Below are 14241 nucleotides of genomic sequence, written 5' to 3'. Positions count from 1 at the left end.
TAGCCCCGCCTGACTCGGGCTCCTTTCAGGTGAAGGCGTCGGGCATCGACCCCTTCTTCTTGGCGATGAAGTCCTTCAGCCCATCGTCGATGCCCTGATCGAGATGCGGCGCCTCATAGGTCTCCAGCCAGCGGCGGGCGAGGTCGTTGGCGCGCTGCGGCGCGGTCTTCTGGCCCTCGGCCAGCCACTGCTCATAGGAATTGTTGTCGGCGATGCTGGAGCGGTAGAATGCCGTCTGGAAATTGGCCTGCGTGTGGTCGCAGCCGAGATAGTGGCTGCCCGGACCGACCTGGCGGATGGCGTCCATCGCCTGGCCGTTCTCGGACAGGTCGACGCCCTCGGAAAACTTCTGCGTCATGCCGAGCTGGTCGATGTCCATCATGAATTTCTCGTAGCAGGACGCCAGCCCACCCTCCAACCAACCGGCCGAGTGGAGGACAAAGTTGGTGCCGGCAAGAATGGTCGAATTCAGCGTGTTGGCGCTTTCATAGGCAGCCTGCGCGTCCGGAATCTTCGAGGCGCAGAGCGAGCCGCCGGTGCGGAACGGCAGGCCGAGCCGGCGCGCGAGCTGCGCGGCACCATAGGACACCAGCGACGGCTCCGGCGTGCCGAAGGTCGGCGCGCCCGACTGCATCGAGATCGACGAGGCGAAGGTTCCGAACAGCACCGGCGCACCGGGACGGATCAGCTGCGTGAACGAGGCGCCGGCCAGCACCTCGGCCAACACCTGCGTCAGCGTGCCTGCGACCGTCACCGGGCTCATCGCGCCGGCGAGGATGAAGGGCGTGACGATGCAGGCCTGGTTGTGGCGCGAATAGACTTTCAGCGCGCCGAGCATCGTTTCGTCGAACACCATCGGTGAGTTGGCGTTGATCAGGCTGGTCAGCACCGTGTTGTTCTCAACGAAATCGTCGCCGAACACGATCTTGGCCATGGCTACCGTGTCTTCGGCCCGCTCCGGCGCCGTGACGGAGCCCATGAACGGCTTGTCCGAATATTTGATGTGGCTGTAGACCATGTCGAGATGGCGCTTGTTGACCGGCACGTCGACCGGCTCGCACACCGTGCCGCCCGAATGGTGGATCGACGGCGCCATATAGGCGAGCTTCACGAAATTCTGGAAATCCTCGATCGTCGCATAGCGGCGGTTGCCGTCGAGGTCACGCACGAAGGGCGGCCCGTAGACCGGCGCGAAGACGGTGGCATTGCCGCCGATCTGTACCGAGCGCTCGGGATTGCGGGCATGCTGGGTGTAGATCGATGGCGCGGTCTTGAGCAGCGAGCGGCAAAGACCCTTGGGGAAATGCACGCGCTCGCCCTTGACGTCGGCCCCTGCCTCTTTCCAGAGCTGCAGGGCTTCGGCGTCATCGCGAAAAATGATGCCGATCTCTTCCAGCACCGTGTCGGTGTTCTTCTCGATCAGCGCCAGGCCTTCCTCGTCCAGCACCTCATAGACGTTGATCTTGCGCTTGATATAGGTGAGCTGGGTGCCTGGGCCGCCGCCCGAGCGCGCCGCCCGCCGGGCAGCCGCTCCGCCGCTGGCGCCGCGCCCGCGGCGCGCGTTTGACGCTTCCTGGTCGACTGCCGCGTGTTCGCTCATGGTGGTTCTTCCCTGAATCTGTTCTTGTCTGAAATCCGCTGCGGCCGCATCTTGCCGCTCCTGCCCGGATCGTAGCCATGCACCCTATTCGAAACGGCCAGCCAGCGCCAACGCCTGTCGCAAAATCGACAAGAATTCCAATAGATTTGCGGTCGCTTTCCTTTTGCGGGAAGTCGCAAATCAGCTATGGATACCCGCCCCTAGCGGGTTAGGTATGGACGCAAATATGTTGTGCCTTGCGACGCAGTCGCGATGCCGTGAGGAGCTGGATCGAAAAATGGCCGACGACGAGATCATCCTTTCCGAGCTTTCCGACGACGAGTTGGTGCAGCAGATGCACGACGACCTTTATGACGGGTTGAAGGAAGAGATCGAGGAAGGCACCCAGATCCTGCTCGAGCGCGGCTGGGCGCCCTACAAGGTGCTGACCGAGGCGCTGGTCGAGGGCATGCGCATCGTCGGCGAGGATTTTCGCGACGGCATCCTGTTCGTTCCGGAAGTGCTTTTGTCCGCCAACGCGATGAAGGCCGGGATGTTCATCCTGCGTCCGCTGCTTGCCGCCACCGGCGCGCCGAAGCAGGGCAAGATGGTGATCGGCACCGTCAAGGGCGACATCCACGACATCGGCAAGAACCTCGTCGGCATGATGATGGAAGGCGCTGGCTTCGACGTCATCGACCTCGGCATCAACAATGCGGTCGAGAAATATCTCGACGCCATCGAGCAGCACCAGCCCGACATCATCGGCATGTCGGCGCTTTTGACCACCACCATGCCCTACATGAAGGTCGTCATCGACACGATGAAGGAAAAGGGCATTCGCGACGACTATGTCGTTCTCGTCGGCGGCGCGCCGCTCAACGAGGAATTCGGCAAGGCTGTCGGCGCCGACGCCTATTGCCGCGACGCAGCGGTGGCGGTGGAGACCGCCAAGGACTTCATGAAGCGCAAGCACAATGTGCGGGCTTCGGCCTGATCGCCCAATCCGGCGCGGACAATGGAGAAAGCCGCGCCTTGCAGCGCGGCTTTTTTGTTCCCAGATTATGAAGAAGGCTGGGCGCGGATCAGGGTTTGGTGACGGTGTCGTCAACAGCCTTGGCCGTGGACTTGATATCCTTGCCGACGCCACGGACGGTGTTCGCGCATGCCGTAAGGGCCAGGGCGCAGGCAAGGATGGCAATCGGCGCGATGCGTAGCAGTTTCATGGACGGTGTCTCCCTCAATAGATAAATTAGCCCCACAGCAACGAAAGGCCGGCTCGACTGGTTCCATGGCCAGGACACAAAAAACGAAACCGAATCAAACGGACAGGCTGCTCGTCATCGCCTGCGGGATGATTGCGCGCGAAGTTTTGGCCGTCAAGGAACAGCTCAAACTGGATCACCTCGACTTGACCTGCCTGCCGGCGGAGTTCCATTTCTATCCGGACCGCATCCCGCCGGCCATGGACAAGGCGATCGAGCAGGCCAAGGCCGACGGCTACGAACACATTTTCGTCGGCTATGCCGATTGCGGCACTGGTGGCCTGCTCGACCGTATCTGCGAGAAGCACGGCGTCGAGCGCATGGCCGGGCCGCACTGTTTCGCCTTCTATCAGGGCATGGACGCCTATGCGAAAGTCGCCGACGACGACATGATGTCGTTCTACATGACCGACTTCCTGTGCCGGCAGTTCGACGCCTTCTTCATGAAGCCGCTCGGCCTCGACAAGCACCCCGAGCTGATCAAGGACTATTTCGGCAATTACGAGAAGCTGGTCTACATCGCCCAGACCGACGATCCCGAACTCGACAAGGTTGCCGAAAAAGCCGCCAAGATGCTCGGCCTTGCCTATGAGCGTCGCTCGACCGGCTATGGCGATCTGACGACCGAGTTGGCCAGCGCTGCCGCGCACGCCTGAGGATCAGGTTGCTTCCGCTGCCAGCGCGGCGAGCACATCGGCAAAACCCGTCTTGCAGACAAAGCCTAGCCTCTCCCTCGCCCGCGAGGCGTCATAGACGCGATCGATCGACGAAAACATCGTCCAGCCCTTTCGCGCATAGAGCGCCGGATAGTCCGGGAAATAGCGCACGACGACGGATGGCGCGTCTGCAATCAGCGCTTCGCAATCCTCGGGACGGAACGGCGTCGGCGCCGAGACGATGAAAATGTCGAAGCCAAGCTGCGGTACCTTTTCCAGCGCCGCGACATGGGCCTCTGCCGCGTCTTCCACGGTCAGCCGGCGAAACAACAGCTCATTGGCCTTGGTGTTGGCATCCGACTGCTCAATCGCATGCGCCATATCGTCGGCCTCGGGAAAGAACCGCGCGGTGCGCAGCACGATGACAGGTAGGCCGTGCTCTATATGGTAGAGCCGGCACAGATGTTCGGCCGAAAGCTTGGTGACGCCGTAGATGTTGCGCGGCTCGGGCGACATCTCCTCGGTCAGCCAGGCGGCCCTGCGCGCGCCTCCGGTAAAGCCGGCGCGTATCGCCTGGGAGATCATCAGCGACGTCGTCGAGGTGAAGACGAAGCGTTGGACGCCGAAGGCTACCGCTGCATCGAGCAGGCTGAGTGTGCCGCGCACGTTCGTCTCGACGAAATCCTCGTTGCGATTGTGCTCGATGTTCGGCTTGTGCAGCGCGCCGCCGTGGATGATGGCTTCGATGCCATTGTCTGCGACCGTCCGCATGACCAGGTCGCGGTCGGCAACCGAACCGACCACCTGCGTCTGCACTGAAGGAGCAGGATCAAGGCCGATCACCTCATGGCCAAGGCTGCGCAAGCGCGGCGCCAGCGCGCTGCCCAGCCAGCCCGACGATCCCGTGAGCAAGATCCGCATCGATCAAACCGTCATTTTCGACCCGATGCTGTTAAGCACGGATGACAGGTCACCGCGAACGGGTAAGTTGTGCGCCAGAAGCAAAAACAGGCTGTTCCAGCCATCAAACCGGGAAACGCATCAATGACCCCTCGCCTCCTGCTTGTCGCGCTCGGCCTCGTTTGCTTTGCCCTGCCGGCTTACGCCGACGGCGAGGTACAGAAATTGATCACGCCCGGCGACAAGGCGCGGCTCGACAAATATGGCGAGACGCGCAAGGCAGCCCTCGATGAGGCCAAGGCTGGCGACCCCGCCGAGGTCAAGCAGCTCGACGCACTGCTGGCAAAGCAGCTTGTAGCCTTTTCCGACAAGGACCTGACCGGCAACTGGAAGTGCCGCACCATCAAGGCCGGCGGGCTGAGCCCCCTCGTCATCTATGGATGGTTCAACTGCAAGGTGAGCGATGACGGCTCCGGCTGGCGGCTGGAAAAGGTGAGCGGTTCGCAGCGCACCAAGGGCCGCTTCTTCGATGACGGCGAGAAGCGCGCCATCTATCTCGGCTCCTTCACCGTCAACGAGGATCCAGCAAAGCCTTATGGCAGCGGTCCGCAAAGCGACCAGGTCGGCTATGCCTTCCGCAACAGCGCCAGCGAATGGCGCATCGAATTCCCGGCGCCTTATTACGAATCGAAGCTCGACATCATGGAATTCAAGCGTTGATCGGCGGCGCGCCTGTGGCGGCGTGCCGATCACCAAGGATTAACCCGGACGGCCTAGCATCCTGCTGCCGATAGCAGGTCATCCCCAGGCACGTCAAAAACCATGGAATCGTCGAAAGCAAACCCACGGCCGATCGTCGTCGTCACCGAAGGCGGACCGCATATCTGGGCCATCGTCAACGCCATAGCCGAGCGGCTTGGCTCTGTCAGCGTAGTCCTCGAAAGACCTGAATCCAAAAAGCGATTGCTGCTTGGACGCGCCCGCCGCCAGGGCTGGATCTCGGCCATCGGTCAACTCGGCACGATGGTGCTGACGCGGCTCGGCAAGCGTTTTTTCGCCAGCCATGCGGCGCGATTGATTGCCGACCAGAAGCTTCAGACCGAGCCGAAGCCGGGCCAGAAGATTATCAACGTTCCGTCGGCAAACGCGCCGGAATGCCTGCAGGCGATCACGGACCTCCAGCCGGGTGTGGTGCTGCTTGCCGGCTGCCGCCTATTGTCCAGGCAGACGCTGGCGAAGATACCTTGCCCGGTTCTCAACTATCATGCCGGCATCGCCCCGAAATATCGCGGCATGAATGGCGGCTACTGGGCTCTGGCCTCGGGCGATGCGCAAAATTTCGGCTCGACCGTGCATCTGGTCGATGCCGGCGTCGACACCGGCGGCGTGCTAAGACAGGCGCGCGGCAGGCCGGAGCCGGGCGACACCATCTCGAGCTATGCGCTGCGCCAGGCGGCGCTCTCGCGCGACATCTGCGTCGAGGCGCTCGGCGATAAACTGGCGGGGAAACTTGCCACGTCAGATCCGGATCTGCCCTCAAAGCAATGGTACCACCCGACGATCTGGTTCTATCTATGGACCGGCCTGACCAAGCGAGTCTGGTAGCCACATCACTGCCAAGAATTTCGCCTTTCCTCTGCGGCATTCAATAGCGTCGCTTTTGAATGCGCGCGCGTCGTCCCATAACAAGCAGCCCCCATGCGCATGCGGCAATGCTCGATGCTTAGAGGAGTGAGAATTTCATGGCCGATCTGATCGTCGTGTACTGGCGCGACATCCCCGCCCAGGTCATCGTCAAGAAGGGACGGCAGAACGCCAAGCGCGAACTGCCGCTGCGTTTCACCGAGGCGATCGACATGTGTGCCATGCGCACCGGCGCCGGCGGCACCGACGATTACCTGGCTGAATGGCGCAAGGCCGATCCAGTACCGGTCGGCGATGATCTTGAAGCCGAGGTCGAAAAGGCTTTTCAGGAGCTCGATGCGAAATATGACCGCGAGCGGCTGGTCGCTCTGGTCAAGGCGGGCGGGAAAGAACATGTCTGAAACCGTTCCTGTCAAGGATGGCCCAGGGGTCATCCAGCCGGTTACCCAGGCCACCCTGGTCAAGAAGGCAGCGCCGAAATCCGACTACAAGCCGGCCGACGTATCGCCGCAGCGGCGCGTGCAGCGCTCGTTTGCGGTGCGGCTGTGGTCGATCCGCCATTCACGCCTGCTCGAATGGTTCTATTCCCGCTTCGCCGACATGTTCCTGCTGCTGCATCCGCTGTGGAAGGGCATCGGCTACGGCCGCGTCGAAGCCCCGATCAAGTTCGTCGAAAAGCGCGTCAAGGGTTTCATGTTCGACTGCCGCATGTGCGGCCAGTGCGTATTGTCCTCGACCGGCATGTCCTGCCCGATGAACTGCCCGAAGCAGTTGCGCAACGGCCCTTGCGGCGGCGTGCGCGCCAACGGCAATTGCGAGGTCGAGCCCGATATGCCCTGCGTCTGGGTCAAGGCCTGGGAAGGCTCGCAGAACATGGTGCATGGCGACAAGATCCTTGACGTGCAGAAGCCCGTCGACCAGTCGCTGCGCGAAACGTCCGCCTGGCTGCGGGTGACCGCACAGGCGGCAACCGCGCGTGAAGCCGCCCAGGCGCCCAAGACCGGAGCCTCGGCATGATCGCCCACCAGCGCGACGAGAACCCGGCCGGCATCCACCTGCCGCTCGATCCCCTGCCCGGCCACTCTTCGCGCGGCCGCCTGGAGCGCGTGCTGCGGCGCGGCGAGTTCGCGGTGACGACCGAACTCAACCCGCCGGACAGCGCCGATCCGGAAGATGTCTACAACCGCGCCAAGATCTTCGACGGCTGGGTCGACGCCATCAATGCCGTCGATGCATCGGGCGCCAACTGCCATATGTCCTCGGTCGGCATCTGTGCGCTGCTGACGCGCATGGGCTACGCGCCGATCATGCAGATCGCCTGCCGCGACAAGAACCGCATCGCCATCCAGGGCGACGTGCTGGGCGGGGCGGCGATGGGCGTCGCCAACATGCTGTGCCTGACCGGCGACGGAGTGCAGGCCGGCGACCAGCCCGGCGCCAAGCCGGTCTTCGACCTCGATTCCATGTCGCTGCTCGAGACCTGCCGCATCATGCGCGACAACGGCAAGTTCCTGTCCGGCCGCAAGCTGACGACACCGCCGCAGATCTTCCTCGGCGCCGCCGTCAATCCGTTCGCCCCGCCCTTCGACTTCCGTCCGATCCATCTCGGCAAGAAGATCGCCGCCGGGGCGCAGTTCGTGCAGACGCAGTACTGCTTCGACGTGCCGATGTTCAAAAACTTCATGCAGAAGGCGCGCGATCTCGGCCACACCGAAAAGGTATTCACCCTGTGTGGCGTCGGGCCGCTGGCCTCGGCCAAGACGGCCAAGTGGATCCGCAACAACGTACCGGGCATCCATATCCCCGACGCGATTATCAAGCGCCTGGAAGGCGCGCAGGACCAGAAAAAGGAAGGCAAGCAGCTCTGCATCGACATCATCAACGAGGTGAAGGAAATTCCCGGCATTTCCGGCGTCCATGTGATGGCCTACCGCCAGGAGGAATATGTCGCCGAGATTGTCGATGAATCGGGCGTGCTCAAGGGCCGCCAGCCATGGAAGCGCGAAATCCGCCGCGACGACCAGATGGTCGCCGACCGGCTCGGCCACATACTGCACGACGAGATTACCGAAACCCAGGTGGATATGGTGAAGACGGCGCATTGACGGCGCCAACGGTCACCATTCGCTTGAACGAAATCAGATAACGATATAAAGAACTCTTTATATCATGACGGAGAGATTTCATGACCCGCACCATCGTCGCCTCGGCGACACGAGAAATCATCATCGGCTTCGACCAGCCCTTCTGCGTCATCGGCGAGCGCATCAACCCGACCGGCCGCAAGAAGCTGGCCGCCGAGATGGTGGTCGGCAATTTCGAGACCGTCATCAAGGACGCGCTGGAACAGGCCGCCTGCGGCGCCACCATGCTCGACGTCAATGCCGGCGTAACCTCGGTCAACCCGAATGAGACCGAACCCGGCCTCCTGGTGCAGACGCTGGAGATCGTGCAGGGCCTGGTCGACCTGCCGCTGTCGATCGACTCTTCGGTGACCGCTGCGATCGAAGCCGCGCTGAAAGTGGCCAAGGGCCGGCCGCTGGTCAATTCCGTCACCGGCGAGGAAGAAAAGCTCGAAGCCATCCTGCCGCTGGTCAAAAAATACAACGTCCCGGTCGTCGCGATCTCCAATGACGAAACCGGCATCTCGATGGACCCCGATGTGCGCTTCGCCGTCGCCAAGAAGATCGTGCAGCGATGCGCCGATTTCGGCATTCCGGCGCATGACGTCGTCGTCGATCCGCTGGTCATGCCGATCGGCGCACTGGGCGATGCCGGCCGCCAGGTGTTCGCGCTGCTGCGGCGACTGCGCGAAGAGCTCAAGGTCAACACCACCTGCGGCCTCTCCAACATCTCCTTCGGCCTGCCGCACCGCCACGGCATCAACGCCGCCTTTATTCCGATGGTGATCGGCGCCGGCATGACCTCGGCGATCATGAACCCGGTGCGCCCGCAGGAAATGGAAGCCGTGCGCGGCGCCAATGTGCTCAACGGCACCGACGAGAATTGCACCAACTGGATCAGGACCTACAAGGACTACAAGCCGGCCGAAGGCGGCCAGGCGGTCGCAGCGCCCACCGCGGTCAACGCGCCGGGCGAAGGCGGCGGCAATGGCGGACGTCGCCGCGGCGGCCGTGAAGCCCGCATGGCCAGGGGATAAGCGCGCAATCGTGAACTCGCCTGCCAACATCACCGATCCGCTCGTGCTGTTCATGCCGTCCGGCAAGCGCGGGCGGTTTCCGGTCGGCACGCCGGTGCTTGATGCCGCGCGCCAGCTCGGTGTCTATGTCGAGAGCGTGTGCGGCGGTCGCGCCACCTGCGGGCGCTGCCAGATCGAGGTGCAGGAAGGCAATTTCGCCAAGCACAAGATCACCTCCTCCAATGAACACATCTCGCCGAAGGGCGCCAAGGAGGAGCGCTACGAGCGCGTCCGCGGCCTGCCCGAACGGCGCCGCCTGTCCTGCTCGGCGCAGATCCTCGGCGACCTCGTCATCGACGTGCCGCAAGACACGGTCATCAATGCGCAGACCATCCGCAAGGATGCCGACACCAGGGTGATCGCCCGCGATTCGGCGATCCGGATGTGCTATGTCGAGATCGAAGAGCCCGACATGCACAAGCCGCTCGGCGATCTCGACCGCCTCAAGATCGCTTTGATGAAGGACTGGGGTCTCAAGAGCCTGGACTTCGATTTCTACCTGCTACCGCAGGTGCAGGGCATTTTGCGCAAGGGCAACTGGACCGCGACTGCCGCCATCCACAAGGACGCCGACTCTGAGACCGCGCGCGTCATCGCGCTGTGGCCCGGCCTCAAGAACGAGGCCTATGGGCTCGCCTGCGATATCGGCTCGACCACGATCGCCATGCATCTTGTGTCGCTGCTGTCGGGCCGCGTTGCCGCCTCGTCGGGCACCTCGAACCCGCAGATCCGCTTCGGCGAGGATCTGATGAGCCGCGTCTCCTATGTGATGATGAACCCGGACGGCCGCGAAGGCATGACGGTGGCGGTGCGCGAGGCGATCTCCGGCCTTGTCGACAAGGTCTGCGCCGAAGGCAATGTGCAGCGCGGCGACATCCTGGATTCTGTCTTCGTCGGCAATCCGATTATGCATCATCTGTTCCTCGGCATCGATCCGACCGAGCTCGGCGGCGCGCCCTTTGCGCTGGCCGTCTCCGGCGCGGTGCGCATCAAGGCGTCGGATATCGGCCTGAAGCTCAATCAGGGCGCGCGTCTCTATATGCTGCCCTGCATCGCGGGCCATGTCGGCGCCGATGCGGCGGCGGTGACGCTGTCGGAAGGCCCGCACCGCCAGGACGAGATGATGCTGATCGTCGATGTCGGCACCAATGCCGAGATCGTGCTCGGCAACAAGACCCGCGTCGTGGCGGCCTCCTCGCCCACCGGCCCGGCCTTCGAAGGCGCGGAAATCTCCGGAGGCCAGCGCGCCGCGCCCGGCGCCATCGAGCGCGTGCGCATCGATCCCGACACGCTGGAACCAAAATACCGCGTCATCGGCTCGGAACTGTGGTCCGACGAACCCGGCTTCCTCGACAGCGTGCAGGCGACCGGAGTCACCGGCATATGCGGCTCCGGCATCATTGAAGTGGTGGCCGAGATGTATCTCGCCGGCATCATCTCCGAGGACGGCGTCGTCGACGGGTCGCTGGGTGCGCGCTCGCCGCGTGTCGTCGCCAATGGCCGCACGTTCTCCTACGTGCTGAAGGAAGGCGAACCCAAGATCACCATCACCCAGACCGACGTGCGCGCCATCCAACTCGCCAAGGCGGCGCTCTATGCCGGCACCAAGCTGTTGATGGAAAAGCAGAACGCCGACCATGTCGACCGCATCCATTTCGCCGGCGCCTTCGGCTCCTTCATCGATCCGAAATACGCCATGGTGCTGGGCCTGATCCCCGACTGCGACCTCGACAAGGTTTCGGCCGTCGGCAATGCCGCCGGCGCCGGTGCGCGCATGGCGCTGCTCAACCGCGGCTATCGCCGCGAGATCGAGGAAACGGTGAGCCGCATCGAGAAGATTGAGACCGCGCTGGAGCCGAAATTCCAGGAGCATTTCGTTTACGCCATGGCGCTGCCGAACAAGGTCGACCCGTTCCCGAAGCTGTCGGCGGCGGTCAAGCTGCCACCGCGCAAGACGGTGAGCGAGGACGGCATTGCCGGCGACGCCACGCCACGCCGGCGCTCACGCGAAGGCCACGCTGCACGGCGCGGGCGGGAATAGGCCGCCTGCCTTAAGCTGGCAGGTTCGTTCAATTTCATTTGCATGCGAATGTTTCCAGATCAGCTCGATCTGAAACAAACCGCCATTTTCGTGAAATCCACCAGATACACGCACGGGGCATACAACCGGCATCGAACGGCAGGCAGGAAATGTCTTTCAGCCGCCGCAACGCTCTAAGGGAGATGAAGATGTCGATGTTCGAAAGCCTCGGCCGCTATGGCACGGCCATCAAGCATGCACACAGCAGGAGCAAGTCGATCCGAGCTCTGAACAGCCTGCCGCCCGAACTCCAGAAGGACATCGGCTGGCCGGTCTCGCCGCGCAATGACGCGCAGGCCACCCTTTCGGCCCTGCTCCTGGGTTCGGCGCGCTGATGAGCTTCGCCGACAAATGCAAATTGCTCGGCACCCGCCGGGGTCGTCCTTCGGCCTCGGCGGCCAGCAACAACAAGCTGCGCGCCGCGCTGCTGCCGCGGCGGTGAGCACTGCCGCGGACTGGCAATCGGATCACACCACCGTGTTGTTCCCGGCGCAAATCTTGACATTTTTCGCGCAGATACGATGTTCGAAAGCGTGGGGGATTTCTCTTAGTCGGCTCCGGCCGAAGTCCGTGTATCCGCATGCCCAGTTTCAAAAGCCACGTCGTTTCTTTTGTCCTCAGGCATAGCCGCAAGCAGGCTTTTTCCAGTCCGGAAAACCTGCAGCGCTGGATTGCCTATGCGCGCAAGACCGAAGACCACCATCCGCCGGCGTCGCTGCGCCACCGCCTCGACATTGCCGAGCGCAGCGTCAATGGCTTCCCCGTCTATGAGATCGCGCCCAAGGCCGGCGAGCACAAGCGCATCCTCTATTTGCATGGCGGCGCTTATGTCTTCCAGATCACCTCCTACCATTGGGGGCTGATCGCCGAGATGGCTGAGCGGCTGGGTTATGGCATCACCGTGCCGATTTACCCCATCGCACCCGAGCACGATTTCCACGCCATGTTCGGCATGGTCGGCGACGTTTACCGGCGGATGCTGGACGAGACCAACGCCGGGGACATCGTCTTCATGGGCGATTCCGCCGGCGGCAACATGGCCGTGGTGCTGACCATGATGGCCGCGCAGGACAGCCTTCCCCTGCCCTCGCGCCACGTGCTGATCTCGCCCGGGCTCGACATGTCGCTCTCCAACCCCGAAGTGTTCGAGGCCGAGCGCAACGATCCCTGGCTCGGCATTTCGGGCGGGATGGAGGCAGTCCGGCTCTACAGCGCCGGGTTCGATCGCAGCGACTGGCATATCAGCCCGCTTTACGGCGACCTCTCGGTCTTGCCGAAAACGCTGCTCCTGACCGGCTCGCACGACCTGCTCAGCCCCGATAATTTGATCTTCGCCGAGAAGGCGCGTGCCGCCGGCGTCGAGGTCGAGGTCGTATACGAGGAAGGCATGTTCCACGTCTGGCCGCTGATCGAGATGCCCGAAGCGCGGCGGGCGCGCGAACTCATCGTCGCTTTTCTGAGCAGCGACAAAACCACCCGTCAGGGCAAGAGCGAAGCGATCACCTGGTCAGTCAAAGCTTCATCAAGCAATCCATTCAAGACCGGATTGGCCAGCACATAGATCGCTTCCGGTATTTCTTCATCTCGTTCTGGCTGGTAGTCGATGTCTCCCTGCATTCGATCAGGTCCGCCCATGCCTCCACGTCCGCGGCAGTGAGTTCTCCTGCCTGGAACCGTCGGAGCACACTCAAAATATGATCGGTGGTCAGGACGACCACTGGCGTCCCGCACCAACCCACGTCGCCTACGATTGCGACCAGAACATCAATCGGCTTCGCGAACGTGATAAGATCGCTAAACTGAAACACGGTTCACGTCCTGGCTCGTCAGAACTTACCGGTTTCCCTGAACACTTCGAAAGTCGCGCGGATATGGTCGGCAACGGCCTTGACCGGCGCACTGGCATCCGGCGCCACCACCATGGCGAGATTGTAGGTGCCGATATCCGGCATGCCGTCCTTCGGGCAAAGCTCGACCATGTCGTTGCCGAGGAAGGATTTTGGCAGCGGCGCCACCGCCAGATCGGACATGATGGCGGCGCGCTGGCCGGCCGTATGCGCGCTCATATAGGCAATGCGGTAGTTGCGGCCCTCGCGGCCAAGCGCCTCGAGCGCCCCTGCCCGCCATGCACAGCCCTCCTCCCACAGCGAAACCGGCAGTGGCTCGCGCAGATGCGCGCAGCCACCCTTGGCGCCGGCCCAGACGATCGGTTCGGTGAGCAGGACCTCGGCACCGAGCGCGCTGGTCTTGTAGGAGTTGGTGAGCAGCGTGATGTCGAGTGCGCGGTCGTCCATGCGCCGGCGCAGGTTGACGCTCTGGTCGATGGTGACGTCGACGGCGATCGACGGATGCGACTGCGCGAAACGCTTCAGCACATGCGGCAGCACGCGCTCGCCATAATCGTCCGGCGAGCCCAGCCGCACCACGCCGACAATGTCTGGGATGATGAACTTCGACACCACCTCGCGGTTGATCGACAACAGCCGGCGCGCATAGCCGAGCAGCATCTCGCCATCCGTGGTCAGCGTCACCGAGCGCGCGTCGCGCGCGAATACGGAGCGGCCGAGAATGTCCTCGAGCTTCTTGATCTGCATGGAGACGGCCGAGGGGGTGCGGAACACCGCATTGGCGGCCGTGGTGAAGCTACCGGTCTCGGCAATGGCCACGAACGTGCGCAGGACATCGAGATCGAGCAGCGGCAGTGGATGATTGAGTGGGGCGTTCATCGGGATCGACCTTCAATTTTTCTGATGTGAACGATCATTCCATTTCGTTTGATTGAACATCAGTTTGGGAGGATAGTCAACTCCATCGAAGCAGCAGGCATCGAAAGCGGTCACGAAACGACCACCACGCAGACCTGCATCGACATGAAATGAAGTTGAAACATGCCGGCCCGTCACGGCCCCAACATAAAG

General features: G+C 62.8%; 15 protein-coding genes. 11 read left to right on the top strand and 4 right to left on the bottom strand.

What is annotated here, in order from left to right; all coding sequences use genetic code 11:
• Window positions 1-25: 25 nt before the first annotated feature.
• Entirely contained in the window at window positions 26-1600 is a 1575-nt protein-coding gene (locus D3227_RS04620; protein WP_120012901.1) for a trimethylamine methyltransferase family protein, read from the bottom strand.
• A 277-nt stretch (window positions 1601-1877) separates the two neighbouring features.
• On the opposite strand from D3227_RS04620, the gene D3227_RS04615 reads away from it, so the two are divergent.
• Window positions 1878-2576, top strand: a complete 699-nt coding sequence (locus D3227_RS04615; protein WP_008876431.1) for a corrinoid protein — start codon at window positions 1878-1880, stop codon at window positions 2574-2576.
• Window positions 2577-2664: 88 nt separating this feature from the next.
• Here the strand turns inward: D3227_RS04615 and D3227_RS04610 are convergent, their stop codons facing one another.
• Complete coding sequence (locus D3227_RS04610; RefSeq protein ID WP_006203340.1) at window positions 2665-2805, bottom strand: entericidin A/B family lipoprotein; 141 nt, start codon at window positions 2803-2805, stop codon at window positions 2665-2667.
• 65 nt (window positions 2806-2870) lie between these two features.
• On the opposite strand from D3227_RS04610, the gene D3227_RS04605 reads away from it, so the two are divergent.
• A complete protein-coding gene (locus D3227_RS04605; RefSeq protein ID WP_120012899.1) occupies window positions 2871-3500 on the top strand; it encodes a DUF1638 domain-containing protein in 630 nt (209 codons plus the stop codon).
• Between the two features lie 3 nt (window positions 3501-3503).
• Here D3227_RS04605 and D3227_RS04600 read toward each other — a convergent pair whose 3' ends face one another.
• Window positions 3504-4421 (bottom strand): NAD-dependent epimerase/dehydratase family protein, encoded by a 918-nt coding sequence (locus D3227_RS04600; RefSeq protein ID WP_120012898.1) that lies wholly within the window; start codon window positions 4419-4421, stop codon window positions 3504-3506.
• 123 nt (window positions 4422-4544) lie between these two features.
• On the opposite strand from D3227_RS04600, the gene D3227_RS04595 reads away from it, so the two are divergent.
• From D3227_RS04595 to D3227_RS04555, 9 genes are all read left to right on the top strand, one after another.
• Window positions 4545-5120: a DUF4893 domain-containing protein gene (locus D3227_RS04595; RefSeq protein ID WP_120012896.1), complete on the top strand. Its 576-nt coding sequence runs from the start codon at window positions 4545-4547 to the stop codon at window positions 5118-5120.
• A gap of 102 nt (window positions 5121-5222) precedes the next feature.
• A complete protein-coding gene (locus tag D3227_RS04590; protein WP_120012893.1) occupies window positions 5223-6005 on the top strand; it encodes a formyl transferase in 783 nt (260 codons plus the stop codon).
• A 137-nt stretch (window positions 6006-6142) separates the two neighbouring features.
• A complete protein-coding gene (locus D3227_RS04585) occupies window positions 6143-6445 on the top strand; it encodes a virulence factor (RefSeq protein WP_006203336.1) in 303 nt (100 codons plus the stop codon).
• Complete coding sequence (locus D3227_RS04580) at window positions 6438-7061, top strand: methylenetetrahydrofolate reductase C-terminal domain-containing protein (protein WP_120012891.1); 624 nt, start codon at window positions 6438-6440, stop codon at window positions 7059-7061. Before D3227_RS04585 ends, D3227_RS04580 begins: the two co-directional genes overlap by 8 nt.
• Window positions 7058-8149: a methylenetetrahydrofolate reductase gene (locus D3227_RS04575; protein ID WP_120012889.1), complete on the top strand. Its 1092-nt coding sequence runs from the start codon at window positions 7058-7060 to the stop codon at window positions 8147-8149. The genes D3227_RS04580 and D3227_RS04575 overlap by 4 nt, the downstream gene beginning before the upstream one ends.
• Window positions 8150-8229: 80 nt before the next feature.
• A complete protein-coding gene (locus D3227_RS04570; RefSeq protein ID WP_006203333.1) occupies window positions 8230-9204 on the top strand; it encodes a methyltetrahydrofolate cobalamin methyltransferase in 975 nt (324 codons plus the stop codon).
• On the top strand, window positions 9155-11284 hold the full coding sequence (locus tag D3227_RS04565; RefSeq protein ID WP_120012887.1) for an ASKHA domain-containing protein: 2130 nt from the start codon (window positions 9155-9157) through the stop codon (window positions 11282-11284). Before D3227_RS04570 ends, D3227_RS04565 begins: the two co-directional genes overlap by 50 nt.
• Before the next feature lie 188 nt (window positions 11285-11472).
• Window positions 11473-11658, top strand: a complete 186-nt coding sequence (locus D3227_RS04560) for a hypothetical protein (RefSeq protein WP_120013061.1) — start codon at window positions 11473-11475, stop codon at window positions 11656-11658.
• Window positions 11659-11903: 245 nt separating this feature from the next.
• On the top strand, window positions 11904-12884 hold the full coding sequence (locus D3227_RS04555) for an alpha/beta hydrolase fold domain-containing protein (protein ID WP_120012885.1): 981 nt from the start codon (window positions 11904-11906) through the stop codon (window positions 12882-12884).
• Between the two features lie 265 nt (window positions 12885-13149).
• On the opposite strand, the gene D3227_RS04545 is transcribed toward D3227_RS04555, so the two are convergent.
• Complete coding sequence (locus D3227_RS04545) at window positions 13150-14049, bottom strand: LysR substrate-binding domain-containing protein (RefSeq protein WP_120012881.1); 900 nt, start codon at window positions 14047-14049, stop codon at window positions 13150-13152.
• Between the last annotated feature and the right edge of the window lie 192 nt (window positions 14050-14241).

Source organism: Mesorhizobium waimense (assembly GCF_003601975.1).
Lineage (GTDB): Bacteria > Pseudomonadota > Alphaproteobacteria > Rhizobiales > Rhizobiaceae > Mesorhizobium > Mesorhizobium waimense.
The sequence above is the reverse complement of the archived record's forward strand: the minus strand, read 5'-3'. Positions and strand labels throughout refer to the sequence as shown.

Coding starts and splice junctions, on each gene's coding strand:
- D3227_RS04615 (WP_008876431.1), top strand. CDS start 1,878: ATGGCCGACGACGAGATCATCCTTTCCGAGCTTTCCGACGACGAGTTG.
- D3227_RS04545 (WP_120012881.1), bottom strand. CDS start 14,049: ATGAACGCCCCACTCAATCATCCACTGCCGCTGCTCGATCTCGATGTC.
- D3227_RS04595 (WP_120012896.1), top strand. CDS start 4,545: ATGACCCCTCGCCTCCTGCTTGTCGCGCTCGGCCTCGTTTGCTTTGCC.
- D3227_RS04620 (WP_120012901.1), bottom strand. CDS start 1,600: ATGAGCGAACACGCGGCAGTCGACCAGGAAGCGTCAAACGCGCGCCGC.
- D3227_RS04610 (WP_006203340.1), bottom strand. CDS start 2,805: ATGAAACTGCTACGCATCGCGCCGATTGCCATCCTTGCCTGCGCCCTG.
- D3227_RS04560 (WP_120013061.1), top strand. CDS start 11,473: ATGTCGATGTTCGAAAGCCTCGGCCGCTATGGCACGGCCATCAAGCAT.
- D3227_RS04600 (WP_120012898.1), bottom strand. CDS start 4,421: ATGCGGATCTTGCTCACGGGATCGTCGGGCTGGCTGGGCAGCGCGCTG.
- D3227_RS04580 (WP_120012891.1), top strand. CDS start 6,438: ATGTCTGAAACCGTTCCTGTCAAGGATGGCCCAGGGGTCATCCAGCCG.
- D3227_RS04565 (WP_120012887.1), top strand. CDS start 9,155: ATGGCGGACGTCGCCGCGGCGGCCGTGAAGCCCGCATGGCCAGGGGAT.
- D3227_RS04585 (WP_006203336.1), top strand. CDS start 6,143: ATGGCCGATCTGATCGTCGTGTACTGGCGCGACATCCCCGCCCAGGTC.
- D3227_RS04590 (WP_120012893.1), top strand. CDS start 5,223: ATGGAATCGTCGAAAGCAAACCCACGGCCGATCGTCGTCGTCACCGAA.
- D3227_RS04570 (WP_006203333.1), top strand. CDS start 8,230: ATGACCCGCACCATCGTCGCCTCGGCGACACGAGAAATCATCATCGGC.
- D3227_RS04555 (WP_120012885.1), top strand. CDS start 11,904: ATGCCCAGTTTCAAAAGCCACGTCGTTTCTTTTGTCCTCAGGCATAGC.
- D3227_RS04575 (WP_120012889.1), top strand. CDS start 7,058: ATGATCGCCCACCAGCGCGACGAGAACCCGGCCGGCATCCACCTGCCG.
- D3227_RS04605 (WP_120012899.1), top strand. CDS start 2,871: ATGGCCAGGACACAAAAAACGAAACCGAATCAAACGGACAGGCTGCTC.